29 protein-coding genes and 1 tRNA gene are annotated in these 24,364 nt (G+C 54.6%); 12 read left to right on the top strand and 18 right to left on the bottom strand.

Going from position 1 to position 24,364, the window contains the following annotated elements; translation table 11 throughout:
• Nucleotides 1-150 precede the first annotated feature (150 nt).
• Nucleotides 151-636 carry an allophycocyanin subunit alpha-B gene (gene apcD, locus Q0W94_RS11110; RefSeq protein ID WP_164920894.1) on the bottom strand — a complete coding sequence of 162 codons (486 nt, stop codon included), beginning with the start codon at nucleotides 634-636 and terminating at the stop codon, nucleotides 151-153.
• Nucleotides 637-832: 196 nt separating this feature from the next.
• Here apcD and serS point away from each other — a divergent pair, with 196 nt between their 5' ends.
• From serS to Q0W94_RS11125, 3 genes are all read left to right on the top strand, one after another.
• On the top strand, nucleotides 833-2,125 hold the full coding sequence (serS, locus tag Q0W94_RS11115; protein WP_297759081.1) for a serine--tRNA ligase: 1,293 nt from the start codon (nucleotides 833-835) through the stop codon (nucleotides 2,123-2,125).
• On the top strand, nucleotides 2,122-3,465 hold the full coding sequence (gene murF / locus Q0W94_RS11120) for a UDP-N-acetylmuramoyl-tripeptide--D-alanyl-D-alanine ligase (protein ID WP_297759084.1): 1,344 nt from the start codon (nucleotides 2,122-2,124) through the stop codon (nucleotides 3,463-3,465). Before serS ends, murF begins: the two co-directional genes overlap by 4 nt.
• Before the next feature lie 48 nt (nucleotides 3,466-3,513).
• Nucleotides 3,514-3,585: transfer RNA gene (locus Q0W94_RS11125), tRNA-Asn, on the top strand.
• 1 nt (nucleotide 3,586) lies between these two features.
• Here the strand turns inward: Q0W94_RS11125 and Q0W94_RS11130 are convergent.
• The 9 genes from Q0W94_RS11130 to Q0W94_RS11170 form a co-directional block, all read right to left on the bottom strand.
• Nucleotides 3,587-4,201 carry a hypothetical protein gene (locus tag Q0W94_RS11130; RefSeq protein ID WP_297759086.1) on the bottom strand — a complete coding sequence of 205 codons (615 nt, stop codon included), beginning with the start codon at nucleotides 4,199-4,201 and terminating at the stop codon, nucleotides 3,587-3,589.
• A 119-nt stretch (nucleotides 4,202-4,320) separates the two neighbouring features.
• Complete coding sequence (locus Q0W94_RS11135) at nucleotides 4,321-5,229, bottom strand: MoxR family ATPase (protein ID WP_297759089.1); 909 nt, start codon at nucleotides 5,227-5,229, stop codon at nucleotides 4,321-4,323.
• The gene (locus Q0W94_RS11140) at nucleotides 5,222-6,127 is read right to left on the bottom strand and encodes a bifunctional riboflavin kinase/FAD synthetase (protein WP_297759091.1); all 906 of its coding nucleotides are present in this window, start codon (nucleotides 6,125-6,127) and stop codon (nucleotides 5,222-5,224) included. Before Q0W94_RS11140 ends, Q0W94_RS11135 begins: the two co-directional genes overlap by 8 nt.
• 148 nt (nucleotides 6,128-6,275) lie before the next feature.
• Nucleotides 6,276-6,536 carry a 2Fe-2S iron-sulfur cluster-binding protein gene (locus Q0W94_RS11145; RefSeq protein WP_297759094.1) on the bottom strand — a complete coding sequence of 87 codons (261 nt, stop codon included), beginning with the start codon at nucleotides 6,534-6,536 and terminating at the stop codon, nucleotides 6,276-6,278.
• Complete coding sequence (locus tag Q0W94_RS11150; protein WP_297759097.1) at nucleotides 6,533-7,528, bottom strand: aspartate carbamoyltransferase catalytic subunit; 996 nt, start codon at nucleotides 7,526-7,528, stop codon at nucleotides 6,533-6,535. Before Q0W94_RS11150 ends, Q0W94_RS11145 begins: the two co-directional genes overlap by 4 nt.
• Nucleotides 7,525-8,043, bottom strand: coding sequence for a phosphoribosyltransferase (locus Q0W94_RS11155; protein ID WP_297759100.1), 519 nt, complete (start codon nucleotides 8,041-8,043; stop codon nucleotides 7,525-7,527). Before Q0W94_RS11155 ends, Q0W94_RS11150 begins: the two co-directional genes overlap by 4 nt.
• Nucleotides 8,044-8,048: 5 nt before the next feature.
• The gene (locus tag Q0W94_RS11160; protein ID WP_297759103.1) at nucleotides 8,049-8,984 is read right to left on the bottom strand and encodes a phytoene synthase; all 936 of its coding nucleotides are present in this window, start codon (nucleotides 8,982-8,984) and stop codon (nucleotides 8,049-8,051) included.
• The gene (gene pds, locus Q0W94_RS11165) at nucleotides 8,968-10,401 is read right to left on the bottom strand and encodes a 15-cis-phytoene desaturase (RefSeq protein ID WP_297759106.1); all 1,434 of its coding nucleotides are present in this window, start codon (nucleotides 10,399-10,401) and stop codon (nucleotides 8,968-8,970) included. Before pds ends, Q0W94_RS11160 begins: the two co-directional genes overlap by 17 nt.
• 108 nt (nucleotides 10,402-10,509) lie before the next feature.
• Complete coding sequence (locus Q0W94_RS11170; protein WP_297759109.1) at nucleotides 10,510-11,145, bottom strand: chorismate lyase; 636 nt, start codon at nucleotides 11,143-11,145, stop codon at nucleotides 10,510-10,512.
• Nucleotides 11,146-11,272: 127 nt separating this feature from the next.
• On the opposite strand from Q0W94_RS11170, the gene Q0W94_RS11175 reads away from it, so the two are divergent.
• The 3 genes from Q0W94_RS11175 to Q0W94_RS11185 all read left to right on the top strand — a co-directional run bounded on the left by Q0W94_RS11175 (nucleotide 11,273) and on the right by Q0W94_RS11185 (nucleotide 14,589).
• Complete coding sequence (locus Q0W94_RS11175) at nucleotides 11,273-11,929, top strand: Mo-dependent nitrogenase C-terminal domain-containing protein (RefSeq protein WP_297759111.1); 657 nt, start codon at nucleotides 11,273-11,275, stop codon at nucleotides 11,927-11,929.
• A gap of 22 nt (nucleotides 11,930-11,951) precedes the next feature.
• Complete coding sequence (rimO, locus tag Q0W94_RS11180) at nucleotides 11,952-13,286, top strand: 30S ribosomal protein S12 methylthiotransferase RimO (protein ID WP_297759114.1); 1,335 nt, start codon at nucleotides 11,952-11,954, stop codon at nucleotides 13,284-13,286.
• A 64-nt stretch (nucleotides 13,287-13,350) separates the two neighbouring features.
• On the top strand, nucleotides 13,351-14,589 hold the full coding sequence (locus Q0W94_RS11185; protein WP_297759117.1) for a sensor histidine kinase KdpD: 1,239 nt from the start codon (nucleotides 13,351-13,353) through the stop codon (nucleotides 14,587-14,589).
• Here Q0W94_RS11185 and Q0W94_RS11190 read toward each other — a convergent pair.
• Entirely contained in the window at nucleotides 14,559-15,413 is an 855-nt protein-coding gene (locus Q0W94_RS11190) for a DNA-formamidopyrimidine glycosylase (protein ID WP_297759120.1), read from the bottom strand. The genes Q0W94_RS11185 and Q0W94_RS11190 overlap by 31 nt on opposite strands.
• Nucleotides 15,414-15,424: 11 nt before the next feature.
• A complete protein-coding gene (locus Q0W94_RS11195; protein ID WP_011057407.1) occupies nucleotides 15,425-15,655 on the bottom strand; it encodes a photosystem I reaction center subunit IV in 231 nt (76 codons plus the stop codon).
• A 200-nt stretch (nucleotides 15,656-15,855) separates the two neighbouring features.
• On the opposite strand from Q0W94_RS11195, the gene Q0W94_RS11200 reads away from it, so the two are divergent.
• Nucleotides 15,856-16,194, top strand: a complete 339-nt coding sequence (locus Q0W94_RS11200; protein WP_315863128.1) for an STAS domain-containing protein — start codon at nucleotides 15,856-15,858, stop codon at nucleotides 16,192-16,194.
• A gap of 27 nt (nucleotides 16,195-16,221) precedes the next feature.
• Here the strand turns inward: Q0W94_RS11200 and Q0W94_RS11205 are convergent, their stop codons facing one another.
• The 4 genes from Q0W94_RS11205 to Q0W94_RS11220 are packed head-to-tail and all read right to left on the bottom strand — an operon-like array spanning nucleotide 16,222 to nucleotide 19,652.
• Complete coding sequence (locus Q0W94_RS11205; RefSeq protein ID WP_315863071.1) at nucleotides 16,222-17,283, bottom strand: 3-deoxy-7-phosphoheptulonate synthase; 1,062 nt, start codon at nucleotides 17,281-17,283, stop codon at nucleotides 16,222-16,224.
• Between the two features lie 35 nt (nucleotides 17,284-17,318).
• Entirely contained in the window at nucleotides 17,319-18,455 is a 1,137-nt protein-coding gene (locus tag Q0W94_RS11210; protein WP_297759128.1) for an LptF/LptG family permease, read from the bottom strand.
• 2 nt (nucleotides 18,456-18,457) lie between these two features.
• Nucleotides 18,458-19,246, bottom strand: a complete 789-nt coding sequence (gene lptB / locus Q0W94_RS11215; protein WP_297759131.1) for an LPS export ABC transporter ATP-binding protein — start codon at nucleotides 19,244-19,246, stop codon at nucleotides 18,458-18,460.
• Nucleotides 19,203-19,652 carry an LptA/OstA family protein gene (locus Q0W94_RS11220; protein ID WP_297759133.1) on the bottom strand — a complete coding sequence of 150 codons (450 nt, stop codon included), beginning with the start codon at nucleotides 19,650-19,652 and terminating at the stop codon, nucleotides 19,203-19,205. Before Q0W94_RS11220 ends, lptB begins: the two co-directional genes overlap by 44 nt.
• Nucleotides 19,653-19,711: 59 nt before the next feature.
• Here Q0W94_RS11220 and holA point away from each other — a divergent pair, with 59 nt between their 5' ends.
• A complete protein-coding gene (gene holA / locus Q0W94_RS11225) occupies nucleotides 19,712-20,719 on the top strand; it encodes a DNA polymerase III subunit delta (RefSeq protein ID WP_297759135.1) in 1,008 nt (335 codons plus the stop codon).
• Here the strand turns inward: holA and Q0W94_RS11230 are convergent.
• Nucleotides 20,656-21,111, bottom strand: a complete 456-nt coding sequence (locus tag Q0W94_RS11230; RefSeq protein WP_297759138.1) for a hypothetical protein — start codon at nucleotides 21,109-21,111, stop codon at nucleotides 20,656-20,658. The two genes, holA and Q0W94_RS11230, sit on opposite strands and share 64 nt — an antisense overlap.
• Before the next feature lie 213 nt (nucleotides 21,112-21,324).
• On the opposite strand from Q0W94_RS11230, the gene Q0W94_RS11235 reads away from it, so the two are divergent.
• From Q0W94_RS11235 to Q0W94_RS11250, 4 genes are all read left to right on the top strand, one after another.
• Complete coding sequence (locus tag Q0W94_RS11235; RefSeq protein WP_297759141.1) at nucleotides 21,325-21,741, top strand: hypothetical protein; 417 nt, start codon at nucleotides 21,325-21,327, stop codon at nucleotides 21,739-21,741.
• Nucleotides 21,742-21,793: 52 nt separating this feature from the next.
• On the top strand, nucleotides 21,794-22,117 hold the full coding sequence (locus tag Q0W94_RS11240; RefSeq protein WP_297759143.1) for a metal-sensing transcriptional repressor: 324 nt from the start codon (nucleotides 21,794-21,796) through the stop codon (nucleotides 22,115-22,117).
• Between the two features lie 69 nt (nucleotides 22,118-22,186).
• Entirely contained in the window at nucleotides 22,187-22,480 is a 294-nt protein-coding gene (locus tag Q0W94_RS11245; protein WP_315863072.1) for a YggT family protein, read from the top strand.
• Nucleotides 22,480-23,337, top strand: a complete 858-nt coding sequence (locus Q0W94_RS11250; RefSeq protein WP_297759151.1) for a DNA adenine methylase — start codon at nucleotides 22,480-22,482, stop codon at nucleotides 23,335-23,337. Before Q0W94_RS11245 ends, Q0W94_RS11250 begins: the two co-directional genes overlap by 1 nt.
• Nucleotides 23,338-23,358: 21 nt before the next feature.
• Here Q0W94_RS11250 and Q0W94_RS11255 read toward each other — a convergent pair whose 3' ends face one another.
• Nucleotides 23,359-24,297 carry a hypothetical protein gene (locus tag Q0W94_RS11255; RefSeq protein ID WP_297759153.1) on the bottom strand — a complete coding sequence of 313 codons (939 nt, stop codon included), beginning with the start codon at nucleotides 24,295-24,297 and terminating at the stop codon, nucleotides 23,359-23,361.
• Between the last annotated feature and the right edge of the window lie 67 nt (nucleotides 24,298-24,364).

Genomic DNA, 24,364 nt, shown 5'->3' on the forward strand with positions numbered 1-24,364 from the left:
CCCCTGTTTGACCTGTTGCCGCAGCGTTGTTACAAAGGGATAGACCCAAGTGGCCAGTTCACCGGGACCATTGCTGACAACCACAATTTCAAGGGGAGATGTCATAGGTTCCCTTCCCCTTGAAGGAAAAATTGACTGCCGCCAGTCTCCCTAGGACATTTCTTGAATAATGTAGTCAAAGTAGGGCGCTGCCACTTCAGCATCTTCAGTGCTCAACAGGGCCAAGGAGGCGTCCTTGAGGCAACGCATGGCTTCTGCCATCCCTGTCATCGGCACACCCAGGGAGTTATACATTTCCCGTACCCCAATAATACCCGTGCGCTCAATGGGATCTTTGTCACCAGCGAGGATGCCATAGGTAATCAGGCGCATATACCAGCCATAGTCCCGCAGACACAGGGCACGCTGTTTCTGGCCGTAGGCGTTGCCCCCCGGTGAGATAAAGTCAGGCCGCTTCTGCCACAGTTGCTTGCTGGCTTGCTCTACAATGCGTTTCTCATTTTCGGCCAGAGTCGTGGCAATGCGGAGGCGTTGCTCACCCGTTTGGAAAAAGTCACTAATCGTCTGGAGTTCGCCCGTGGTGGGGTAGCGCAATTCATCGTCCGCTTTAAGAAGAACCTGACTAATGACACTCATATTGCTAACACCGCTTAATACATCCCTCATTTTAGAGGACGGCGACCCCTTGTTGACCCTATCAACACCAAAATCTCGACGGTGGATAGAGGAATCTAGCCGTGTCAATAGTTGACAACAGCAAGGCGGCTCCCCCGCGTCATTCTCCCTCCTTGGTGATAGGATCAATGCGGTTTGCGCTGGTTTTCGTCCACCTGTGATTGATCTCAAACAACTGCGAGAAAATCCCCAAGCCTTTGGCGATCGCCTGCGGCGGCGCGGCGGTGACTTTGACCTCGACCGCATTTTAGAATTGGATGCCCAGCAGCGACAGCTTGAGCAACAGCGATCGCGCCTCCAAGCCCGCAGTAATGAAATTGGTGCCCTCGTCGGCAAAAAGATCAAATCTGGCGTTGCCCCCACTGACCCCGAAATTCAAGCCCTCAAAGCCGAGGCCAACGATCTCAAGCAGCAACTCAGTGATCTGGAGCCCCAGGAGCGGGAACTCAAAGAAGAATTGGAGCGCCTGCTGCTGACGATTCCCAACCCCCCCAGTGAGACTACCCCCATTGGCCGTGATGAAACCGACAACGTTGAGGTGCGGCGGTGGGGGGAGGAGTACAAACCCACCTACCCTTGCCAGCCCCACTGGGACATTGGGACGCAATTGGGACTCTGGGATGTGGAGCGATCGGTCAAAGTGGCTCAAAGTCGTTTTGTTACCCTATTGGGCATGGGGGCTGCCCTGGAGCGGGCCTTGATCCAATTCATGCTCGATAGCCACCGCGAACGCGGCTATGTGGAGGTCTTGCCGCCTTTACTGGTCAATAGTGCCTCGCTGACGGGAACGGGGCAGTTACCGAAGTTTGCTGAGGAGAGTTTTCGCTGTGCCGATGACGATCTCTGGCTCATTCCGACAGCGGAAGTACCCGTGACAAATCTCTACCGCGATGAAATTTTAGCCGCCGATCAACTCCCCATTTACCACTGTGCCTATACCCCCTGTTTTCGCCGCGAAGCGGGCAGCTACGGCAAGGATACACGGGGCCTGATTCGCCTACACCAATTTAACAAGGTGGAATTAGTGAAGTTTGTTCACCCGGAAACCTCTGCTGCTGAACATGAAGCCCTGGTGGCGGATGCCGAGTTCATTCTCCAAGCCCTGAAGCTGCCCTATCGCGTGATTGAGCTGTGTACTGGGGATTTGGGGTTTGGTGCTATGAAGTGCTACGACCTGGAGGTGTGGCTCCCCGCTGCGGGTTGCTACCGCGAAATTTCCAGTTGCTCCAACTTTGGTGATTTTCAGGCGCGGCGAGCCAAGATTCGCTTCAAAGGGGCTAAGCAAAAGGGAACCCAGTTTGTCCACACCCTCAATGGCTCTGGCCTAGCTGTTGGACGAACCATGGCGGCCATTCTCGAAAACTACCAACAACCCGATGGGACGGTGCGGGTACCGGAGGTGCTGCAACCCTATCTGAAGTGCAGCCACCTGGGCGGAGCAACATCGTGAGGACCACCCTAGGGGCGATCGCCCAAGCTTTGGGGTTAGACACGACGCCTCCAGATCTGCCCATCACAGGAATTTGCACCGATTCTCGCCAAGTCGCCGCCGGCAACCTGTTTGTCGCCCTGCGGGGGGAAACCTTTGATGGCCATCAATTTGTCGATCAGGCAGCGGCCGCTGGCGCGATCGCCCTCCTGGTCGAGGCCCCTGTCTCCTCCCCGCTTCCCCAACTGCGGGTGAGCGATACTCTAGGGGCCTATCAACGCTTGGGGCAGTGGTGGCGGCAGCAATGCCCAGCCAAAGTCATTGCCGTCACGGGCTCCGTGGGCAAAACCACCACCAAGGAAATGATTGCCGCTGTCCTCAGTCACTATGGCAGCGTCCTCAAAACCGAAGCCAACTTCAACAACGAGATTGGCGTCCCCAAAACCCTTTTACAACTGGAACCCCACCACCAATTTGCCGTGATTGAAATGGGGATGCGTGCTCGCGGGGAAATTGCCCTGTTGAGCCAGATTGCCCAACCGGATGTGGCGGTGATTACCAACGTTGGGACTGCCCATATTGGCCGCCTTGGTTCGCGGGAAGCCATTGCCCAAGCCAAATGCGAACTTCTTGCTGAAATGCCCCCAGGGGGAACAGCGGTGCTCAATGCCGATAGTCCCCTACTTTTGCCGACAGCGGTGCAGGTTTGGTCGGGGCGCACCCTCACCTATGGCCTGGCGGGGGGCGCCCTACGGGGAATCTACCAACCGCCCCAAACCCTCCATGTGGGCGGACGCAGCTACACCGTTCCCCTGGCAGGGGCACACCATGCCCTGAACTTTCTGGCTGCCCTTGGGGTGCTGCAAGCCTTGGACCTAGCGAGCGATCGCCTGCCTTTACAGTTGACCCTAGACTTGCCCAGTGGGCGCGGTGGTCGCTATCGCCTTGAACCAGATATTCTGCTCCTAGATGAAACCTACAATGCCGGTTTGGAATCTATGGTGGCGGCCTTGCACCTGTTGCGATCGCTGCCTGGTCAGCGACATCTGGCGGTTCTTGGCCCGATGCGGGAATTAGGCGCCTTTTCTCTCTCCTTCCATGAGCAGGTGGGGGCAACTGTTGCCCAATTGGACCTCGATGGCCTCTTAATCCTCGATCAAGGTGAGGAAGGGGCAGCCCTTGCGCAGGGAGCAGGGCGGATTCCCACTCAACAATTTGGTTCCCATGAAGAATTGGTGGAGTATCTATTGCGGGAGTTGCAAGCGGGCGATCGCCTCCTCTTTAAGGCCTCCCATGCCGTTGCCCTTGATCGAGTGATCACGGCACTGCGGCAGCGCTGGCCAAAACTTCAGTCGGGTTGAGACTTGCCAACAGCGGTGAACTACGCTACATTAAAAAATCGGCGATATTCCTCAGTAGCTCAGCGGTAGAGCGGTCGGCTGTTAACCGATTGGTCGCTGGTTCGAATCCAGCCTGGGGAGTTTAATAACTTGAGCCGCGATAGCGCCGGCGAGGCTGGCTGTTATCTTCACTCTTTGGTGCCGGAGCTGTGTCGGCAACGGTGCTAATGCCACGATATTGGGTATTGGGTGGGGCAGCCAGAGGCAGCGGCGGGAGTACTGATGGGGTTGGGGCTGGTGTCGGTGCTGTTAAGCGACTGAGGCTTTGCATTAGGGCATCCTGCTGAATGGGTAGGGCATCGAGGATCTCTAACACGCGAGTCAGATGGGAAACAGCTGTAGCAATGAGACTCGACTGTTCGATGCCGGGCAAGAGATCCACAGCCCCCATACGCAAGGCCCAGCGCCGTTCTACTGCACTAATTTGGGAATCCTGACCCGCCGTAATGACCACAGGCATCCCCGGAAAACGAGACTGTGCCACCTGACAAAAGCGGTAGGGATTGGTGACGGTCATCCCCATATCCAACAGGAGCAATTGGGGCAATGCTAAGCCAGCCGCTTCCATCTCCTCTAGCAACGTAAGGATATCAGCATCAAGGTTTTCCCAAATGACAGTAATGCTTTGACTGCTGAGGATGGTGTGCCAAATTTCTCCCTGCCGTTGGCGGGCCTGTGTCATGAGTATGGTTGTCATAAATGCTTAAATCCTTCGACGGTTGCGAGGGCAATCGCAATGTTAAAAAGACTTAAACACTACAATGACAGGTTGGCGATCGCAGAGATGTTCATAGAGAACAGTCGCACCAACTCTCCCTAGGGAACCGCTACCGTTTCCAACAATTCTGCCACACAGGCACGCCCTGAGCGCCCTGCCGCTGTCATCAAACGATGGGCCAAGACATGGGGAGCCAATTGCTTCACATCATCGGGGAGGACGTAGTCACGACCATTTAGGAAAGCCAAGGCCTGCGCTGTGCGCTGAAGCATCACGGTACCGCGAGGACTGACCCCCAAGGTAATGCAATCGCTGTCGCGGCTTGCCCGCACAAGGGCCAAAATATACTTTTGCAAGACAGAATCTACCCGCACCTGTAACACCTGCTGCCGCAACTGTTGAATCTCCGCCAAGCTCAGGCACGCTTCCAGTTGATTGACCTCTAGGCCCCCCTGCACCCGTTGCAGCATTTGGAGCTCCTCTGCCTCGGTGGGGTAGCCCAAACGAAAACAGAGGGCAAAACGATCCAACTGCGCCTCCGGCAGTGGAAATGTGCCTTGGTACTCCACCGGGTTTTGGGTGGCAATGACGAAAAAAGGCTGAGGCAGGGGGTAGGTGACACCATCAATGGTGACTTGGTACTCTTCCATCACCTCTAGAAGTGCTGATTGGGTCCGCGGCGTAGCACGGTTAATTTCATCCACCAGCAGGATATTGCAGAACACAGGACCTGGGCGAAACTCAAACTCCGCTGTTTTGGGATTCCAGATATTGGTGCCCGATAGATCGGTGGGCAGGAGATCGGGGGTGGCTTGGATGCGCTGAAAGGTGCCCGCCAGCGATCGCGCCAGGGCTTTGGCTAAGAGGGTTTTGCCCACCCCTGGCACATCCTCCAGCAAGACGTGCCCCCCCGCCAGCAATCCCACCAACAGCAGTTCAATGGCTGCTTCTTTGCCCACCATTACCTGTCCAAGGTTATTCACCAGTCGCTGTAGGGGTTCACGCATAGGAGACTACTCGTTCTAAGAGATCAGCCGCTACTTGGCAATCGGCAGCAATTTGCGCCTGTAGGGCAGCCAAACTGGAAAATCTGAGCTCAGGACGAATAAATGCCTCCAGGTGGAGCGTGATCTCTTGGTTGTAGAGATTTCCCTGCCAGTGCAATAGGTGCACTTCCGTCCTGACCTCCTGCCCCCTCACTGTGGGTCGCACACCGATATTCACTACCCCCACCTGCTCCCTGGGGAGAGCTGCCCCGCTGACACGGCAGGCATAGACACCGTAGCGCGGCAATAATTTTTCGGGCGGGAGGGCTACATTGGCCGTAGGAAATCCCAACTGACGGCCCAACTGTTCCCCTTGAGTTACGGTGCCTGTTAAGGTATAGGCGCGTCCCAACAGCTCCCGTGCCAAAGCCACATCTCCCGCGGCAAGGGCGGCTCGTACGGCTGAACTACTCACGCGATCGCTCCCCCAACAACAGGGGGGCACAATATGCACCGCAATGCCAAAGGCAGCACAGAGGGTGCGCAAATCTTCCGCTTTCCCCGATCGCCCCCGCCCAAAGCCAAAATTAAAACCAACACTCAAGACCTTGGCCTGCAACTGCTGTACCAAGATCTGCTCAACAAACTCTAAAGGGGAGAGTTGGGCCAGGGCCTGGGTAAAGGGCAGGACAATCACCTGCTCAATGCCATACTGGTTCAAAAGGGCACGTTTTTCGGCCTCTGGGGTCAGCAGCAGTCGCTCTTCTCCCGTAAAAAATGCTTGGGGATGGGGCGAAAACGTAATCACTGAAGGGTAACAGTCGGGAGGGGCTGCCTCAAGGAGAGTACGGATAACCTCTTGATGCCCTCGATGGACACCGTCAAAGTTGCCCAGGGCGATCGCCGTCGGAGTGTGCAAGGGTAGGCCGCTCTTAAATTGACACAGCAAACATTTTGACACATCTCACCCAAGTGCAACACGCCAGAAAACCCCATTGGAATTTTCTATTCACTGCATAGAATAAATTCTAATTTTCATTTGGTCTTGACCCCTGCCCAAGCTTGCCTCACCAGGTGGGATCCCGAAAAACATAAGCTGTAATGTGGGGGCAGTCGTCTAAAGCTGCAGCGGCGCGATCGCCCGCAATCGTGGCGATACAGGCGCGAATTTCCTCGCCGTCCTCCAGTTCAAGGGTACAGGCACCGCAACTGCCCATGCGACAACCCGTGGGAATCTCTACCCCCGCGCGCGCTGCCACGCTCAGCCAACCTTCACCCGCTGCCGCTTCCACAGACACCTGATCCGGCAGAAACGTTACTCTAATCATGGCTTGACTCCGTGGTACGTTCCCATCAAATACAGTAATGCCATCCGCACTGCCACCCCACTGCTTACCTGCTGATTCACTAAGCTGAACTGGGGATCATCCAGCAAGGCCGAACTCAATTCCACACCGCGATTCACAGGTCCCGGATGCAACACTCGCACATCGGGTCGGCACAGGCGCAGCCGCTCATGGGTAATGCCAAAGTGCTGATGGTATTCCCGCAAACTGGGAATTAAGTGCTGATCCATGCGTTCCCGTTGCAGGCGCAGGGTCATGACAATATCGGCATCGGTTAGGGCGGGTTCCAGTGTCCAGTGGAGGGTTGCCCCATAGTCTGCAAATTCTGGCGGCAAAAGGGTGGGCGGCCCTGCCAAGTGAACATCGGCCCCAGCGGTCTTGAGGCTATAGAGGTTCGATCGCGCCACGCGGGAATGACGAATATCGCCAACAATGGCAATTTTCTTCCCCTGCAACAGGGCGCAGCGGGGCTGACGCGGATCGTAGAGTTGGCAGAGGGTAAACAGATCAAGGAGCGCTTGGGAGGGATGCTCGTGCAGGCCATCGCCGGCATTGAGAACCGCCACTTGGCCGCCAAGGCGATCCATTTCCGCAGCAATCGTATGGGGTACCCCCGACTGCTGATGGCGAATCACCATGAACTCTGCCCCCATCGCCCACAGGGTCTTAGCGGTATCCAGGATGGTTTCCCCTTTGTTGAGGGCTGAGGTGCCGGGAGAAAAGTTGAGAATATCCGCAGAAAGACGTTTGGCCGCCAGCTCAAAGCTATTGCGAGTGCGCGTCGAGCTTTCAAAGAAGAGATTGGCCACAACCCGCGCTTGGAGGGTGGGAACTTTTTTGGTGCGACGATTCAGGACGTCCTGAAAGCTCAGTGCTGTTTGCAAAACAATATCTAGCTCTGCCAGTGTAAAGTCTTGGAGGGAGAGGACGTGGCGACGCTGCCATTGCAGAGGTGGAGTGAGGGTAGGGGTCATGGACAGGGGGTTAGCGCTTGAGCAAGATCGGCGGCTGTCAGTTGTTCGTAGCGTTCAAAGGGTTGATGGATCCAAGGATTTTCGGGCAGGTAATGAACGTAGTAGTCTGGACGAAGGCAAGAGGCTGCTTTGTACCAGAGGACAGCGGTGCGCACTTCCTCCACGGCAAAACCATATTTAACCTCCAGCCAGCGCAGGGTTTTTTGCAATGAAAGACCAGAGTCCACCAAATCATCCACCAAAAGGACATGGCTGCCCAGGGTAGCGGTGGTCATCGTTAAGTCCCGCGCAAAGGTAATGCGACCCCGCTCTTGATTATTGACACCGCCATAGGCGGATACCGCCAGAATTGCCAGGGGTTGCTTAAATAGGCGGCTGAGAATGTCCCCCACCCGCAGGCCACCCCTAGCCAAGCAGAGGATTTGATTGAACTGCCATCCTGACTCATAGATGGCGATCGCCAGCTGTTCAATCGTACGATGATACTCTTCCCAATCCACGTACAAATCTGCCATAGTGCCTAGAAGCTGGCCTTGAACCAAGAAATGGGAATAAAAAGCAGTTTGCGCCAGTCAGAAACAAAGGCGCGCCGATTAAAGACATCGTAATCGTTAGCTTCAATGACATCAAGAATCTGGCGATAGAGCATCAGCGCTGACCACACAGGCCAACGGGCATCCCGCTCAAGGTAGGCAATCCCCACTTCTGCTTCTCGATAAAATTGCCGTGCCCGCTGAATTTGAAAGCGCATTAGTGCCCGCCAGCGATCGTCAATGACGCCGCGCTGTAGGTCTTCTTCGGTGTAGCCAAAGGCAGCCAAGTCCTCTAGGGGCAGATAGATACGCCCCCGCCGCATATCTTCGCCGACATCCCGCAGGATATTCGTGAGTTGATTGGCAATGCCAAGGGCAATGGCCTGATCGTTGAGGGTACCTTTGGCCTGATAGGGATCCACCCAAGGGGCACAGAGGCGATCGCTATAGGGGTCTCCCCCCATCACCCCAAGGGACATTAAGCCAACGGTACCAGCCACGCGATAGCAATAGAGTTCCAACTCGGCAAAGGTTTCATAGCGATTGCGGTGCAAGTCCATCCGCTGCCCAGCAATCATGTCCCGAAAGGGTTGGATGTCGAGGGGATAGTGTTCCAGCGTTGCCGCCAAGGCCAAGTCCATACCATCGTGGGGGCGACCGGCAAAAATGTCTTCAAGGCGGGCTTCCCACTCATCGAGGGTAGCGATTGTTGTTGTTGCTGCCTGCGGGCCATCCACCAGTTCATCGGTGCGCCGACACCAAACGTAAATCGCCCAAATGGCGCGGCGCTTGGCCAGGGGCATCAACAGTGTGCCGAGGTAAAACGTCTTGGCGTAGGTGGCAGTGACCTGACGACACAACTCATAGGCTTCGTCGAGGGAAATCAGGGGAGGGACGTACTCGGCTCTAGGCAGTTGCAGCATTGGCGACAGTCTGAGTAGAGGGTTGGGGGGGCTGGGGGGCGTTGCTCTCTGCGAGCCGCTTCGCGATCGCCTGCGCTGTCAGCTTACCAGAAAGTACGGCACCTTCCATACTCCCTAGGTAGGGCTGCAGGGTATAGCTCCCCGATAGGAAGAAGTTAGGAATGGGCGTGGCCTGATCCGGGCGAAAGGCTTGGCGACCGGGGGTGGCTTTATAGACTGAGCGGGGGGTTTTTACCACCGCTGTTTTCAGCACTTTAGCAGGTTCCGGTAGGTGATTGGGGAAGAGCTTGGCCAGTTCCGCAAGAGTCGCCTCAATAATGTCCTCATCACTGCGACCAATCCACTCCGCGGCAGGCGCCAATACCAGCTCTAGCATTGACTTGTCGGGATCAGCATAGCCCTTGCAGGTTTCGCTCATATCGGCATAAACACTCAGCAGGGGCGATCGCGAGAAGAGCAGGTGATCCACCGTAGGCAATTTGCGATCAAACCAGATTTGGACGTTAATCACAGGGACGCCCTCAAGGCCATTCAGCTTCTGGAAAAAGGGCAGGTCTTGCCACGGCTTCGGCAGCAAGAGTTTAATCGCATCCACCGACATTGCCGACACATAGGCATCGGCAGTCACTTCAAAGCGCTGTTGTCCCTGGCGATCGGCCATCACAAAACTCTGCACCGAAAGGTCCTCCTTGAGAACAATTTCCCGCAGAGCAACATTGGTATGGACTTCGCCGCCCCGTGCTGTCACGTAATCCACAATGGGCTGACACAACCGCTCCGGGGGGGCCCCATCCAAGAAAGCAATTTTTGAGCCATAGCGCTCCCGCAGGAAGCGGTTCATCGCCGTCAGGGGAATCGTGGCTGAAACTTCATCGGGGTTCAGGAAGGTGAGGGCCTTGGAAGCTGCAATAAAAATGTCGGAGTTTACCCGCTCATCGATCCCTTGGCGCCGTAGCCACTCTAGAAGGGTGTACTGATCCATTGCCTCGACGTATTTTTGGCCGCGCACAATCGCTGGCCACAGCCCCAAGGCAAAGCGGAACTTCTGCTCCCACGTCAGCATATCGTTGTTGCGCAAAATGGAGAGCAGCACATTAAAAGGGGAAGGAATATCCGGGACATCAAACCACGAGAGCACCCCTGGCTTTTCCGGTTGGTTAAAAATCAGGGCATGGCGTTTCCATTGCAGGCGATCGCTAATCCCCAATTCCTCTAGGAGTTGCAGCATATTGGGGTAGGCGCCAAAGAAGGCGTGCAAGCCTGTTTCTACCCAATCGCCATCGGCATCCTGCCATGCCGCCACCAAGCCACCAAGAACATTGGCACGCTCAAACACAATCGGGGTATGTCCTGCATCCACTAGATACTTGGCACAGGCTAAGCCCGCTAAGCCACCACCGGCAATTGCAACTCGCATGAATGACGCTACCCTAACTGACGAAGATGAACCCAGTCCCTTAGGGGGACAACAATCTTTTCATATTGTTTCATATTATATTTACAAAACGTTACGGAAACACCTGCCTTAGGCTAATGTTGGGTCTGAATTTGCCCAAGAGGCTGTACTTCCCATCGGGCCAAGGTAACGGCAGAGGTAGGGAGAAAAGACTTCATAGATGAGGGTAATGGGACGGCGCTCGTGCCAAAAGAGGTAATGGCGTCCCCAGAAAGGCCCTGGCTCCCCAAAGGCTGCCGCCAACGTTTCAGAGTGGCCCAGATACACCGCCTGAATGTCCCGATAAAGCTCCACCTTGCGCTGGGCGAGGTTTGTCCAAATCGGCATGGCACGGTTTTGCAAATACTCATCCACGTGGGCGGCTTCCCACCAGGAGGTGGCATAGGCCAAGCGTTGACCCGACGCTGTTCGCAGCCACACTTGCCGCCGTAGCCGTGGGCCGGGAATCAGTTGCAGTTGCGCCGGGGCGCGATCGCCCGCATGCCCAATCGGCGACATATCAATCACATCCACTTCCGTGGTTTCGCCGGTCAGCAGTTGCAGATGACGAGTCGGCGAACCATCCCCAAGAATCAGGATTTGCCACGCCGGCGCTAAAAGATCATGGGGCAAGCCTTGGGCGATCGCCGCTGCATCCCCCTGCCAAAGGGGCTCAAGGGCATACCAAGGGGTTGAGCAGGTGGAGGGCAACAGCGAAACAGTCAAGGCCGTAACACAGTGCTTAACAAAACTTCGTCAATTGTAGCAAGGATTTTCTCTGGGGCTGAGGGTGGCACGAACAGCCAAGACCTAGAGTACAGTCGTAGTGAGCAGCACTCTTAGGGTAACTTCTATGGCAACCACCGCAGCATCTACCCTTGAACTCACACCGGAACAAACGGCCCTTTGGATCAAGGGGCTTTTGAGCATTGCCTGCGCCGATGGTCATTTTGATCCAGAAGAGAAGCAACTGATTGCAAGCCTAATTCAAGAGGAAATCGCTCCGGAAATTGACACTGATCACTTTGCCCCCGTCACCGATGCAGAACTGGTGGCAGCCTTTGGGGGCGATCGCGCCCTTGCCGAAAATTTTGTGCGTACCGCCGTAATGGTGGCGCTTGCCAATGGCATTTACTCCCAATCAGAGGATGCCGAACTGCAACGCTTCTGCCGCGCCTTAGGACTAGAAATTGATGCCCTAGAGTCCCTAAAACATACCCTTGATGGTCAGCACGGGAGCAATGAACAAACCCTGCGCCTCCTGGATCCGGTGCGCCATTGGCTGGATGGTTTAGAGATCAAAGATGCCAAGGTCGCTCGCTTTCTCTGCCGCCTGATTCCCGCCCAATGCCCCTTTGAGCGCGACATTACCCTCTTTGGTCGCAAGATTGTCCATATTCCCCCCCTCTGTAAACTCAATCCCCTTTATGATCAACTAGTGGGGTTGCGCTTCCGCGCGCTCACCTATTTAGCGGATGAGTGTGGTGAAGACATTACCCCCTACTGTTAGATGGTGCTGACGACCTATTTAGATGCCAAACCCAACAAAACCGAAAATTGCCTTTGCCCACCTTGGCTGTGATAAGAACCGCGTGGATACGGAGCACATGATTGGTCTGCTGGCCGCAGCGGGCTATGGGGTGGGTACCGATGAAACCGAAGCCGACTACGTCATTGTCAACACCTGTAGCTTTATTCAAGCCGCCCGCGAAGAGTCGGTGCGCACCCTCGTGGAGCTGGCGGAGGCCAATAAAAAAATTGTAATCACAGGCTGCTTAGCCCAGCATTTTCAGGGGGAACTATTGGCGGAGCTTCCCGAGGCGGTGGCCGTTGTCGGCAGTGGCGACTACCAGCACATTGTGGAGGTGATTGAGCGGGTAGAAATGGGTGAGCGGGTACAGCAAATTAGTGCGGTGCCCACCTACATTGCCGATGAAACCGTTCCCCGCTACCGCACGACGCCGGCCCCTGTGGCCTATCTGCGGATTGCTGAGGGCTGTGACTATCGTTGTGCCTTTTGTATCATTCCCCAGCTGCGGGGCAACCAGCGATCGCGCTCCATTGAGTCCATTGTTAGCGAAGCTCACCAGTTAGCGGCTGAGGGGGTCCAAGAAATCATCATTGTTTCCCAGATTACGACAAATTACGGCCTGGATCGTTATGGCCAACCGCAACTGGCGACTCTGATTCGCGCCCTCGGCGAAGTGGATGTGCCGTGGATTCGCTTGCATTATGCTTATCCCACTGGGCTAACCCCTGAGGTGATTGCAGCAATGCGGGAAACCCCCAACATCTTGCCCTATTTGGATTTGCCATTGCAACATTCCCATCCCGAAGTCCTACGGGCAATGAATCGGCCTTGGCAAGCAGGGGTTAACGATCGCCTGATTGAACGGCTGCGGCAGGAATTACCGGAAGTAGTGATGCGGACGACCTTTATTGTGGGTTTTCCCGGTGAAACCGAGAGCCAGTTTGCGCATCTCTGCCAGTTTGTGCAGCGGCATGAATTTGACCATGTGGGGGTGTTTACCTACTCCGCCGAGGAAGGGACTGCTGCCTATGAGCTGCCGGATCAGATTCCCGAGGAGATCAAACTGGCGCGGCGCGATCGCCTCATGCAACTGCAACAACCCATTGCCCAGCGCAAAAATGCCGCTGAAGTGGGTAAAACTGTGCCGGTACTCATTGAGCAGGAAAACCCGCAAACGGGGGAATTCATTGGGCGATCGCCCCGATTTGCCCCGGATGTGGATGGGGTTGTCTATGTCAAGGGAGCCGCTACCCTAGGCACGATTGTCCCCGTAGAAATTACTGCTGCTGATATTTACGATCTGTACGGCATCATCCCCACCTCAGTTCGGTTTTAACCCTAGGCGAATCGGAAACATTGGGGCTATGGTCAAGGCAGTTGGGGACGTTGCATCGGCTGCTATGGGGCGCTCGCATTCCACCATTGCTCGTTATGATACCCGTGCCAGCGATCGCTTTTGGCAGTGGCAAGCGGGGGTTGCTGCCTTAGAAAAATTATTGGCAGTGATGCATCCCATTGAGGGCTTTTTAGTTTCTTTCCCCAGCCTTATTCTTCAAGACTGTCCCTTAAAAACCTATGTCCTCATTCCCCAGGGGCGATCGCTTCCGTACTTGCCGCCATCAGGGGCCAATTCTGCTCTCCCCGCGATGACCCTTTTGCCCCTAGTGCAGGGGGGAATGAGTCCCTTTTGCTTGCTTCTAAGTCCAGAGGTGAATCTTTTGCTGGTTTATCAAGGGGAGCAAGGACTGCACTTTTCCTTTGCCCCTGAGGAAATTCATGCTTTTTGGCAGCAGTTGCGGCAGCAACTTCCCTCAACCGATCTCCACGCCATTGATGAGTGGTTTGCCAGTGTGGAGATGGTACCCCCGAGCTATCGCTTGGTGAGTCAATTTGGTCAATGGCTACTGGACTATAGTCAACCGGAAACCACGTCCCTGCCTGTAACTTCTATCCCCATGGCCCCTGAGATTCGGCTGCTCCAAGCCCTCTCCCACGAGGTGCGTACCCCCCTCACCACCATTCGTACCCTTATCCAATTGCTACAACGGCAAGAGAATCTCCCTCAGCGCACATACCAGTATCTGCAAAAGATTGGTCAAGAGATTCAGGATCAAATCAGCCGCTTTAATCTCCTGAGTGATGCTGCTGAAATCTTCACCAGTCCTAACCCCAAACCCCGCCTTGCTTTTGGGCAGACCCCCTTGGCGGAACTCTTGACAACCAACTTGGCTCGCTGGCAAAAACAGGCGGCGCGGCGGCAGGTCAAATTAGTGCTAGATTATCCCCCCAATTTACCCGTTGTCCTCAGTGATCCAGCCTCCCTAGATCAAGTCTTGACCGGGTTAGTGGAATACTATAGCCAAACCCTTGCCTCGGAGAGTGAACTGCAATTGGTAGTGCAGCGGGCAGGACAGCACGTGAAGCTAGAATTACGATCGCCCCAGTATAAACACCGCAGTGATCTTGCTGCCTTGGGGCACCTCCTCCTCTGGCATCCGGCAACCGGACAAGTGAGTCTGAACTTTCAGGCGGCAAAACTCCTGATTGAAGCAGTTGGCGCTAAGGTGATTCAACGGCGCGATCGCCAAGCGGGCGAAATTCTCACCCTTTACTTGCCCATTGCCGAAAACAGTGGCTGACACTGGGGACAATAGTGACTGGATCGCCCTGCCAAGCGCAGCCGTTCAATGGTTGTGCCACAGACACGGCAGGCTTCCCCTTTACGACCATAAACCCATGCTTGGGCCCCATAGCGACCATTCACCCCCAGCGGAGTGACAAAGCTACGAATTGTCGTGCCACCCGCTGCGATTCCTGCCCTCAGCACTTGACGAATGACCTGGTGGAGGCGAACGATCTGCTCAATCGCCAGGGTATCGGTGGGTAGGGCGGGGTGCAGACCACTCAAGAAAAGACTCTCATCGGCATAGATATTCCCCATGCCCGCAACAATAGTTTGATCCAAGAGCGCCGTTTTAATGGGGCGACGACAGTGAGCCAGCCGCGCCGCCAAGAATGCCACTGTAAAAGCCTCACTCAGGGGCTCCGGTGCCAATGTGGCCAGCGCGGGAATCGCTTTCTCTGGGCGGCAGTGTGCCGGAATCCACCAACAGCGACCAAAAGTTCGTTGATCCACAAAGCGGAGTTCTGCCCCCCTTTGGAAAAACCAGCGCACCCGCGTATGGGGACAGGGGGGCTGGGGAGTGGTCAGCCACAACAACTGGCCACTCATGCGCAGATGAATCACGAGGCAGCTGCCGTCATCTAGGGTCGCCAAAAGGTACTTGCCCCGTCGTTGCCACTGTTGAATGGCGCGATCGCGCAAGTGATCGATAAACGCCTGCGGCTGTTTGGGAAGCGCAATAGAACGGGCTAGAAGTATGTCAACCCCAACAATGGGTTGTTCAAGGGTGACGACTGCTAGCCCACGACGTACCGTTTCAACTTCTGGTAATTCTGGCACAATCCCAGAAACTATTTACCTTTTTTGGGAGGAGCCACTTCTTGCACTTCGTGGAGCGCAAAGTTATTCGTGTTCACACCGCTGGCACTGCCGCTGTAGCCCGTGTAATTGACTTTGTCGAAGCGCACAATCACAGGATATTTGACGCCGGGGGTTTGATCCACAGAGGCGACGGTGCCCACTTCGTTGTACCAGTAGGATTCAGGGCGGAGAATCTTGACTTTAGAACCACGTTGCACCATGAGTTATCGTCCTAAAAATTTCTCAACGGCTAGAGTTAAGCCTACTATGACTACTACGGCTTGTTACGCTCGCTCCACAAAATTTCACAGAGCTTGCCATTTCTGGCGCTCAGTAAAGGGCGGTTATGTGTTTACTCCTTTACGAATCTCTGGGAAAAAAGGCTGTATACTAGCGGGGAACTCCTTTGCGTCGTCCTGTTATGGCCAACACTATCGAAGTGATCAAGCTGTCTGGGGTCTTTGGTGGTCCGCAAGCTCAGGAATTTCGTCAAACCATTAGTGAGCTGGTTCAAGGGGGGACTAAAGCGCTATTGCTGGATTGTGGTAATGTTACCTTTATTGACAGTTCTGGCTTGGGTGCTCTTGTTGTTGCCCTGAAAACTGTCCGTGCAGGTGGGGGACAGCTTTACCTATGTAATATTCCTAAACAAATGATGATGCTCTTTGAACTCACGAGCATGGACAAGGTCTTTCAGATCCTCAAAGATGAGGAAGAATTCTTTTCATTGAAGCTACCTCCCCAACAGACAAATAACTAACTTCTCTTTCCTTGGGAGGCGATCCGGTTATCTGGCGACCAGTTGCGATCCTACGGCACTAGCCAATTGTTCGAGCATCGTTACTGTTGTCCCAAAGTCCACGCAGGGATCGGTAATGCTTTGGCCATAGACTAACTGTGAGAGATCTTTAGGAATTGGTTGATTACCCGCCTTGAGATGGCTCTCGATCATCACACCCGCTAAATAACGGGAGCCTTGCTGCACCTGCTGGGCAAGATTCTCACACACTAGCACTTGGCGTTGGGCGTCTTTAGCAGCGTTGGCATGGCTACAATCCACCATTAGCCGAGGTGTGAGTCCCTTGCGCTCTAAGAGTGCCGCAGCCATCTCGATGTGAGCCGCAGAATAGTTGGGGCCGTCTTTGCCGCCGCGCAATACAAGGTGAGTATCGGGATTCCCAGTGGTGGCAACAATACTGGCCCGGCCTTCGGCATTAATTCCCAAAAAATGGTGTGACTGCTGGGCTGCGATCATGGCATTAATCGCAGAATCTAAGTGGCCATCAGTGCCATTTTTGAAGCCTACGGGCATCGAGAGACCGGAGGCCATTTGACGGTGAGTTTGGCTTTCGGTGGTGCGAGCACCAATAGCTGTCCAACTGACAACGTCGGCAATATACTGGGGAATGATCGGATCGAGTAATTCTGTAGCGGCGGGTATCCCCAAGTTGGCCAAATCCAGCAGTAGCTTACGGGCGAGGCGTAGCCCCGTGTTGATATCATAGCTGCCATCGAGGTGCGGATCGTTGATGAGGCCTTTCCAACCTACAGAGGTCCGTGGTTTTTCAAAGTAAACCCGCATAACAATTTCCAGACTATCCTGCAGGCGATCGCGCACCCGAGCCAACTTTTCCCCATATTCCAGCGCTGCCTTGACATCATGAATCGAACAGGGCCCCACAATGACCAGCAGGCGGCGATCGCGCCCCTTGAAAATGTCACGAATGCGATCGCGAGTTGTGGCCACAAGGGTAGCTTGGGATTCAGTCAGCGGTAAATCCGCCAGCAGGGTAGCAGGCGTCAACAAGGGTCGCGTCTCAACAACGTGAAGATCAAACGTTTGCGGCATGGATTAGCAATCAGCACTTCTTTCATCATAACTCTCTAGCTGCGATCCGCGCGCCACAGGAGGGCGATCGCCACCACCAAGCCAATACTGTGGGGCAACCACGCCGCCGCCAGGGGCGAGAGGGTGCCAATAGTCCCCAGTGCACCGAGAAAAAAGGTAAGCACGTACTGACCAAACACCACCGCCACACTAATGCCAAATCCCTGCCGCCCCCGCCGCTGGGAGGGACTGAGGCCAAACCCCACCCCTAAAAGGGCAAAGACCACGGCCAAAAAAGGCTGAGCATAGGACTGAGCCAAATGAACCTTGAGGGCACGCACCAGTTCTGGCTCTTGATCGGGATCGAGACGCTGCAGGGCACGGCGTGCTTGGGTGATCGAGAGTTCATTCACATCTGTGGGCCGCAGTGGTTGGGATTGGGCAGGCCGAGGCAAGCGGATCTCCTGTTGGTCAAATTGTAAAAGATTGCGGCTGACCCCCCTGTGGCTAATCAGATAGGCTATGCCCTGAGAGAGTAACCAGCGACTCTCCCGTACATTCCACTCAGCGGATTTAGCACTAATGACCTGAGTCATCTGCGGTTCCGAAAAATCCAAAACTGTGATCCCCTGAATGCGGCTGCCATCAAAGCGATGCCCATAATACAGTCGCCGCACATTCCCGTGGCGATCGTACTCAGGGTAGAAAATATCGGTGCCTGAGCCAAGGGTGCGCTCCTGCTGCAGTAACTCGCGCATGAGTTTTTGCGATTCATACTTGGCGATCGGTACCGCTGTTTCATTCAGCGCGAGGGTCAACCCACTCACACATAGAGCAAAAACCACCACAGGTATGAGGACACGGCCCAGACAAATGCCCACACTGCGCAGGGCAATCCACTCCCCCTCCTCCGCGAGCCGACTCATTGCCCCCACCACCGCCAGCAGCACAGCCATGGGAAAGACCAAGACCAAGACGGCAGGCAGTTGATAACCAATCAATTGCAGCAAGATCGTCAGGGGCAGTTGAGCATCGGCGATTTGCCGCACCAGATCAAAAATCGTGCCGACGGTCAACGCCAAGGTGGTAAAGACGCTGAGGCCAAAAATAAACCCCGGCAGTAGTAGCGAGAGAAGATACTGATCCAGCTTGGGAAGGGTCGGCAGCCAGATCCGCCGCGGTGCTCTAATCATGCCTAGAAACGAAAATCCTCACCAAGGTAGTATTGCCGCACTTTGGCATCCTGTGCCAATTCCCAGCTATTCCCGGCAGCTAAAATCTGCCCTTCCCGTAAAATGTAGGCGCGGTCAATAATTTCCAGTGTTTCCCGCACATTGTGATCGGTAATGAGAATGCCCATTTGGCGATCGCGCAGCTTCGCAATCATGTCCTGGAGCTCATGCACGGCAATGGGATCCACGCCCGCAAAGGGTTCATCGAGCAGTAAAAAACTGGGTCCTTGGGGACCTGCGGCCAAGGCACGGGCTAGTTCAGTGCGCCGCCGTTCTCCTCCTGAGACTCGCCGACCGAGGGTGTGGGCAATATGGGTCAGCCGAAATTCACTCAGCAGTTGATCCAAGCGATCGCGCCACTGCCGCCGAGGCACCCCTGTTTCCTCTAAAACCAAGAGAATATTTTCAGCAACCGTCAACTGGCGAAAGATACTTGGTTCCTGGGGCAGATAGCCAATGCCCCGCCGTGCCCGCTGATGTAGGGGAGCATGGGTAATATCGTCATCATCCAGCCATACTCGACCATAATCCGGTCGTTCAATCCCCGTGGCCATGTAAAAGGTTGTCGTTTTCCCTGCACCATTGGGCCCCAGCAGACCCACCACCTCTCCCCGTGCCACCGAAAGGCTGACATGATTCACCACCCAACGACTGCCATATCGCTTACAGACGCCCTCTAAACGCAGGCTTGTAGGCAGCGTAAACCGCTCATTGGGGCTGCACAGGTGTAAGAATTTGTTGGTTAGGGTCATCGGGGATCATCAGGATAGATTCAACTTGGCGGCTGGGCGCCGGTAGGGCCACAAATTTTGCTTCCCTAATTAGATAAGTGATAGTATCGGCGCGGAGGCTGTTCCCCTGTTGCCAGACGTACACATTCCCACTGAGGACAATGCGACCTTCGCGACTGAAGTATTGCGCCTGTGCCGCTGTGGCCTGAATTTGGCGGGCCGGATAGCGTAGCTGCACATTACCCCGGGCCGTAATCACCCCCGTGACTGCATTTGCCTGTTGCACATCGGCCAAAATGGTCAAGGCTTGGGAAGGTGCTTCTTGGGACTCTGCCGGCTGCCAGCAGAGGGGAGCTATTGCCAACCCCACTCCCAGTGTACTCAATGCCAAGAGGCAGGATGACCATTGGGAACCAGAGCGCAACATGTCCTTCACTCTCCGCCACAATGTCTCTATCCTAGTGGATAGGGGAATTGTTCCGTGCCATGCCCGTTTATTTCTATTGGGGTGAGGATCAATTTCGGCTAGAGCAAGCAGTTAAGGCCCTACGTCAAGCAGTGGTTGATCCCCTGTGGGAGAGTTTTAACTTCGAGAAATTTGCCGGGGAAGAAGCCGAAGCGGTCCAAACAGCCCTAGCACAGGTGATGACACCGCCATTTGGGGCGGGCGATCGCTTGGTGTGGCTGGTGAATACGACCCTGGGTCAACGCTGTAGTGCGGAGCTACTTGGCGATTTGGCACTGACCTTGCCGCAAATTCCCGCCAACTGTCATTTGCTCCTCACCAGTCCCCAAAAACCCGACAGCCGTAGTAAAGCCATCAAGCTACTGCAACAGTATGGCACCATTCAGGAATTTAGTCCAATTGCCGCTTGGAAAACCGCTGAGATTGAACAGCAGATCCGTAAGGCAGCTCAACGCTATCAGCTGCACCTGCCCCCGGAAGGGGTACAACTGCTGGCAGAGGCCGTGGGTAATGACAGCCGCCAACTGCACAACGAACTAGAGAAATTGGCTTTGTTTGCGGGCGATCGCCCCCTTACCACTGAAGACATCACAACCCTTGTTCATGCCACCCAACAAAGCAGCCTCACCCTGGCCAGTACCCTGCTGCGGGGAGATACAGCTGCTGCCCTGACTCAACTGGAGGACTTGCTGCTACAAAATGAACCCCCGTTGCGCCTTTTGGCTACCCTGACAAAACAATTTCGCACCTGGTTGTGGGTCAAGTTGCTCAGCCATGAGCGGGACAATCAACGGCTTGCCAAGCTAGCAGAGGTGGGAAATCCGAAACGGGTCTATTTCTTGCAAAAAGAAGTGAACGCTGTTGCTCTGCCTGCCCTTCAGGCCTGTTTACAGATTCTCTTAGCCACGGAGTATCAATTAAAGCTAGGGGCTGAACCAGTGGCTACGCTACGCCAAGGGATGATTCAGCTTTCCTTGGCCTGCTCACGGCGTTCTTGGGGCGATCGCTCTGGCGGCGGTGACAGTTGACTTGGGGACAGCCGCGCAGGTTTGCGACTGGGACGATTCCACGTTTGCCATGCAGCTTTTACCCCAGCAAAGACACTACGGGTGGTCACTTTCACCTCTTGGACTTGGCGTTTTGCCGCTGCAATCCCTTGATCCACCTGCTTGACCACGTTCCCAGCACTTTCTACCCCTTGGCTAATGTCATCGGTGAGATCGCTAATCTCTAGACCGGTCAAGCGAATCGCTTCTAGGGTAGGGGGAAGTTCACGCCCCAAGGTATCAAAGAGCTTTTCAGCACTGCGAGCAGCCCGTGCCAACTCCATAAATGCCGGAATCGCAGCAACCAGAACGGCTGCCAAGCATACGGCCACCAATACCAGTGACACCGCCAACCAAAAAATTGGTTCTGTCACGTTACTTCGTCCACTGAGTCTTGCACGGGATGTGTCCCGATACTATCACGACTTCCCCAGGAGCAACAGTTACGGGAGTAAAGCCCAAGGCAGAGGTCCACTGCAGAACTGAGAAATGAGCCGTAATATTCATGCCCAAAACCAAGCGCAGCTAGCAAGTTTGCTACAATTGCTGTGCAGCCATTGGTTGCTGTTCCGCGCGAGGAATCATCAATGTCTTTATGCCAGCCGTTGCGCTGGGGAGGTGCCACAATCGTTATCTCTTTAATCGGTTTAGGGGCGGCTGCTACTCCCTTGCCCAAATGGATGGCGCGCTTCAACCTGAGAGCCCAGCAAGCCCAACAAATGCAGGCGATCGACGACCGGTATAGGCAAAAAGTGCCACAGGTGGCATTGAACGCAGCTCAAGAACAGGTAGAGAAATTCTTGGTGGCGGGTGCCCCCACAGCTAAACTCCAGCAACAATTTGACTTGGTGATGAGCTTACAGCAGATGCTGCAACGGCCACGTTTTGCGGCTGCGTTAGAAATCCCGCAAGATCGCACCCCTGCTCAGGGCCAACCCCTGGCGGCTATGAATTGCCAACGCTGCGTGAATTTACCTGATCACCAGGGGGCAACCATGCCCTAGTTGGTCGGCTTCTTGAGGTATCTGCTGATCGTTTTGTTTAGGACGGTTTGCCGTGAGCACTGAATCCCATTCCCATTTTTCCCCTTCTGTGCATTCCCATCCCCATCATCACAGTGAAGAATCCCTGCGGGCAATTGTCAATCGGCTTTCGCGGATTGAGGGACATGTGCGCGGCATCAAAACGATGGTGCAGGATAGTCGTCCTTGCCCCGAGGTGCTGATTCAAATTGCCGCTGTGCGGGGAGCATTGGATCGGGTGGCACGCTTAATTTTAGATGAACACTTAGATAAGTGTGTTACCCGCGCGGCTCAAGAGGGGCGCATTGATCAGGAACTCGCCGAACTCAAAGCCGCCCTTGATCATTTTTTGGGATAATAGATCTTTTTTTGGGATATATAGTTCGCTTTTTTGGGATAATAGTTCGGGATAGCATAAGCAATGCCAATGCCTGCTGTTGTTGTGGTCAATTGGGTCCTGGGAATCATCCTCGCCATTTTTACCCTGATCTTTTTGGGGCGGATTGTCCTCACGTGGTACCCGCAAATTAACCTCACCCAAGGGCCATTGAAAGTGATTTACTGGCTCTCAGAGCCTGTGCTGGCACCCACCCGCCGCATCGTGCCGCCTCTCGGGGGAGTTGATATTAGCCCGATTATTTGGGTGGGGATTGTCACACTCCTGCGGGAATTACTTGTGGGGCAGCAGGGCCTGTTGTTTATCCTGTTTCCGCCGGCCTAGTGGAGACAGCAACGATCCTCAACCCCAAGCCATTTCTCAAGTGGGCGGGGGGCAAGTCTCAATTACTGAGCCAAATGGCCCCCTACCTACCCCGTCAATGCTGCTGTTATGCTGAGCCATTTTGTGGCAGTGCAGCGCTCTATTGGTATCTCTTTGGCAAAGCCCAGCAAGGGCAGTTTCAATTTCAGCAGGCGCACCTGAGCGATCGCAACCCTGAACTCATCAACTGCTACCAAATTGTGCGCGATCGCGTTGAGGAATTGATTCAGAAACTTACAGAATATCGGCAACAGCATAGTGAAGCCTTTTACTACCACGTTCGGGGTTGGGATCCGCAGCAACTTGACCCGCTGACCCGTGCCGCTCGTTTGATCTATCTGAACAAAACCTGTTTTAACGGCCTCTATCGCGTTAATCGTGCGGGACAGTTCAACGTTCCTATGGGGCGTTATCGCAATCCCCAGATTTTTGATCCAGAGGCTTTGCGTCAGGCGAGTCATGCCCTTCAAGGTGTGAAACTAACTGTGGCCGATTTTCAGGAGGTCTTAACTTGGGCAGCGACGGGAGATTTTATTTACTTTGATCCGCCGTATTATCCGCTTTCCAAAACGGCTAATTTTACAAGCTACGTCAGCCAACCTTTCGGCGAGGCAGAGCAGACTGCCCTAGCTAAGGTGGTGGCTGAACTAGCTCAACGGCGATGCTACGTCATGCTGAGCAATGCTTGGGTTGAACCCATGCTGCAACTCTATCGCTCTTGGCGTTGCATTGAACTTAAAGCCAGCCGTGTCATCAACTCCGATCGCCATAAACGGGGTAAGGTTAGTGAACTATTGGTGGTCACCTATTGTTGCTAAACCCAGCAATTCTGACAAGGCTTATGCAGGGAAGTATTTACCCCGTGTCGTGATCATGACGGCGCCCCGTTCGCGAATCAAATCCTTGGCGGCCCGTTCCAAGCGATAGCCAAAAAAGAGGGGGCGAATCTCCTCACTTGCCTCTACCTGAGCTACAAGGTTTAAGAATCGCTCCACCTCTGATTCTGTAATGTTGCTTTTCACCTCTCCTAGCACCAATACAGGACGCCCCTCCACCTGAGCGCGAATCACTAAATCAAATTCATACTCGCCATTGTTGCGCAGGGGCAGGGTGTCGCGATCGCAAAAGTCAATCTCCATCCCCCAACGATACTCTAGAATTTCTGGCACTACTTCCAAAGCCAAGTCTTCCAGGGAGCCACCGAGGGCTTCACTGAGACCTCCCACCTGCCGCGCCAGTTGTTTCACTGCCCTCTCTGTGCGCTCTTGGGCGGCAGACAGCCGATCTACAGCAACAGCTAGCTGATCCACCCGTTCCTCAGTACGCTTTTGGGCTTGGGCTAGCTCTTCTACCCGTTCCTCAGTGCGTTTTTGGGCTTGGGCTAGCTCTTCTACCCGTTCCTCAGTGCGTTTTTGGGCTTGGGCTAGCTCTTCTACCCGTTCCTCAGTGCGTTTTTGGGCTTGGGCTAGCTCTTCCACCCGTTCCTCAGTACGCTTTTGGGCCTGGGCTAGCTCTTCTACCCGTTCCTCAGTACGTTTTTGGGCTTGGGCTAGCTCTTCTACCCGTTCCTCAGTACGTTTTTGGGCTTGGGCTAGCTCTTCTACCCGTTCCTCGGTGCGTTTTTGGGCTTGACCCAGATCGGCAACGATTGACTTCAGTTCATTGAAGTCCCTCGCCCTTACGACGTCGTCATAGGCCTCACGGATCACTTCCACCAGTAGATGTGCCTGTTCCGGTGTAAAAGCAGTCCGTAATTTTTCTTCCAGCGTAGAGGCCATTGCCTTTGGAACTTGTTGGTACCTTAATATTCTTATATTCTAACGACAACCCAATTTGCCGGTTACT

Source organism: Thermosynechococcus sp. (genome assembly GCF_025999095.1).
GTDB lineage: Bacteria > Cyanobacteriota > Cyanobacteriia > Thermosynechococcales > Thermosynechococcaceae > Thermosynechococcus.

Excerpts from the sequence above, each read along its gene's own strand:
- apcD (WP_164920894.1), bottom strand. The coding sequence starts at position 636 with ATGAGTGTCATTAGTCAGGTTCTTCTTAAAGCGGACGATGAATTGCGC.
- Q0W94_RS11130 (WP_297759086.1), bottom strand. The coding sequence starts at position 4,201 with ATGACAACCATACTCATGACACAGGCCCGCCAACGGCAGGGAGAAATT.
- Q0W94_RS11135 (WP_297759089.1), bottom strand. The coding sequence starts at position 5,229 with ATGCGTGAACCCCTACAGCGACTGGTGAATAACCTTGGACAGGTAATG.
- Q0W94_RS11145 (WP_297759094.1), bottom strand. The coding sequence starts at position 6,536 with ATGATTAGAGTAACGTTTCTGCCGGATCAGGTGTCTGTGGAAGCGGCA.
- Q0W94_RS11150 (WP_297759097.1), bottom strand. The coding sequence starts at position 7,528 with ATGACCCCTACCCTCACTCCACCTCTGCAATGGCAGCGTCGCCACGTC.
- Q0W94_RS11155 (WP_297759100.1), bottom strand. The coding sequence starts at position 8,043 with ATGGCAGATTTGTACGTGGATTGGGAAGAGTATCATCGTACGATTGAA.
- Q0W94_RS11160 (WP_297759103.1), bottom strand. The coding sequence starts at position 8,984 with ATGCTGCAACTGCCTAGAGCCGAGTACGTCCCTCCCCTGATTTCCCTC.
- pds (WP_297759106.1), bottom strand. The coding sequence starts at position 10,401 with ATGCGAGTTGCAATTGCCGGTGGTGGCTTAGCGGGCTTAGCCTGTGCC.
- Q0W94_RS11175 (WP_297759111.1), top strand. The coding sequence starts at position 11,273 with ATGGCAACCACCGCAGCATCTACCCTTGAACTCACACCGGAACAAACG.
- rimO (WP_297759114.1), top strand. The coding sequence starts at position 11,952 with ATGCCAAACCCAACAAAACCGAAAATTGCCTTTGCCCACCTTGGCTGT.
- Q0W94_RS11185 (WP_297759117.1), top strand. The coding sequence starts at position 13,351 with ATGGGGCGCTCGCATTCCACCATTGCTCGTTATGATACCCGTGCCAGC.
- Q0W94_RS11195 (WP_011057407.1), bottom strand. The coding sequence starts at position 15,655 with ATGGTGCAACGTGGTTCTAAAGTCAAGATTCTCCGCCCTGAATCCTAC.
- Q0W94_RS11200 (WP_315863128.1), top strand. The coding sequence starts at position 15,856 with ATGGCCAACACTATCGAAGTGATCAAGCTGTCTGGGGTCTTTGGTGGT.
- Q0W94_RS11205 (WP_315863071.1), bottom strand. The coding sequence starts at position 17,283 with ATGCCGCAAACGTTTGATCTTCACGTTGTTGAGACGCGACCCTTGTTG.
- Q0W94_RS11210 (WP_297759128.1), bottom strand. The coding sequence starts at position 18,455 with ATGATTAGAGCACCGCGGCGGATCTGGCTGCCGACCCTTCCCAAGCTG.
- lptB (WP_297759131.1), bottom strand. The coding sequence starts at position 19,246 with ATGACCCTAACCAACAAATTCTTACACCTGTGCAGCCCCAATGAGCGG.
- Q0W94_RS11220 (WP_297759133.1), bottom strand. The coding sequence starts at position 19,652 with ATGTTGCGCTCTGGTTCCCAATGGTCATCCTGCCTCTTGGCATTGAGT.
- holA (WP_297759135.1), top strand. The coding sequence starts at position 19,712 with ATGCCCGTTTATTTCTATTGGGGTGAGGATCAATTTCGGCTAGAGCAA.
- Q0W94_RS11235 (WP_297759141.1), top strand. The coding sequence starts at position 21,325 with ATGTCTTTATGCCAGCCGTTGCGCTGGGGAGGTGCCACAATCGTTATC.
- Q0W94_RS11245 (WP_315863072.1), top strand. The coding sequence starts at position 22,187 with ATGCCTGCTGTTGTTGTGGTCAATTGGGTCCTGGGAATCATCCTCGCC.
- Q0W94_RS11255 (WP_297759153.1), bottom strand. The coding sequence starts at position 24,297 with ATGGCCTCTACGCTGGAAGAAAAATTACGGACTGCTTTTACACCGGAA.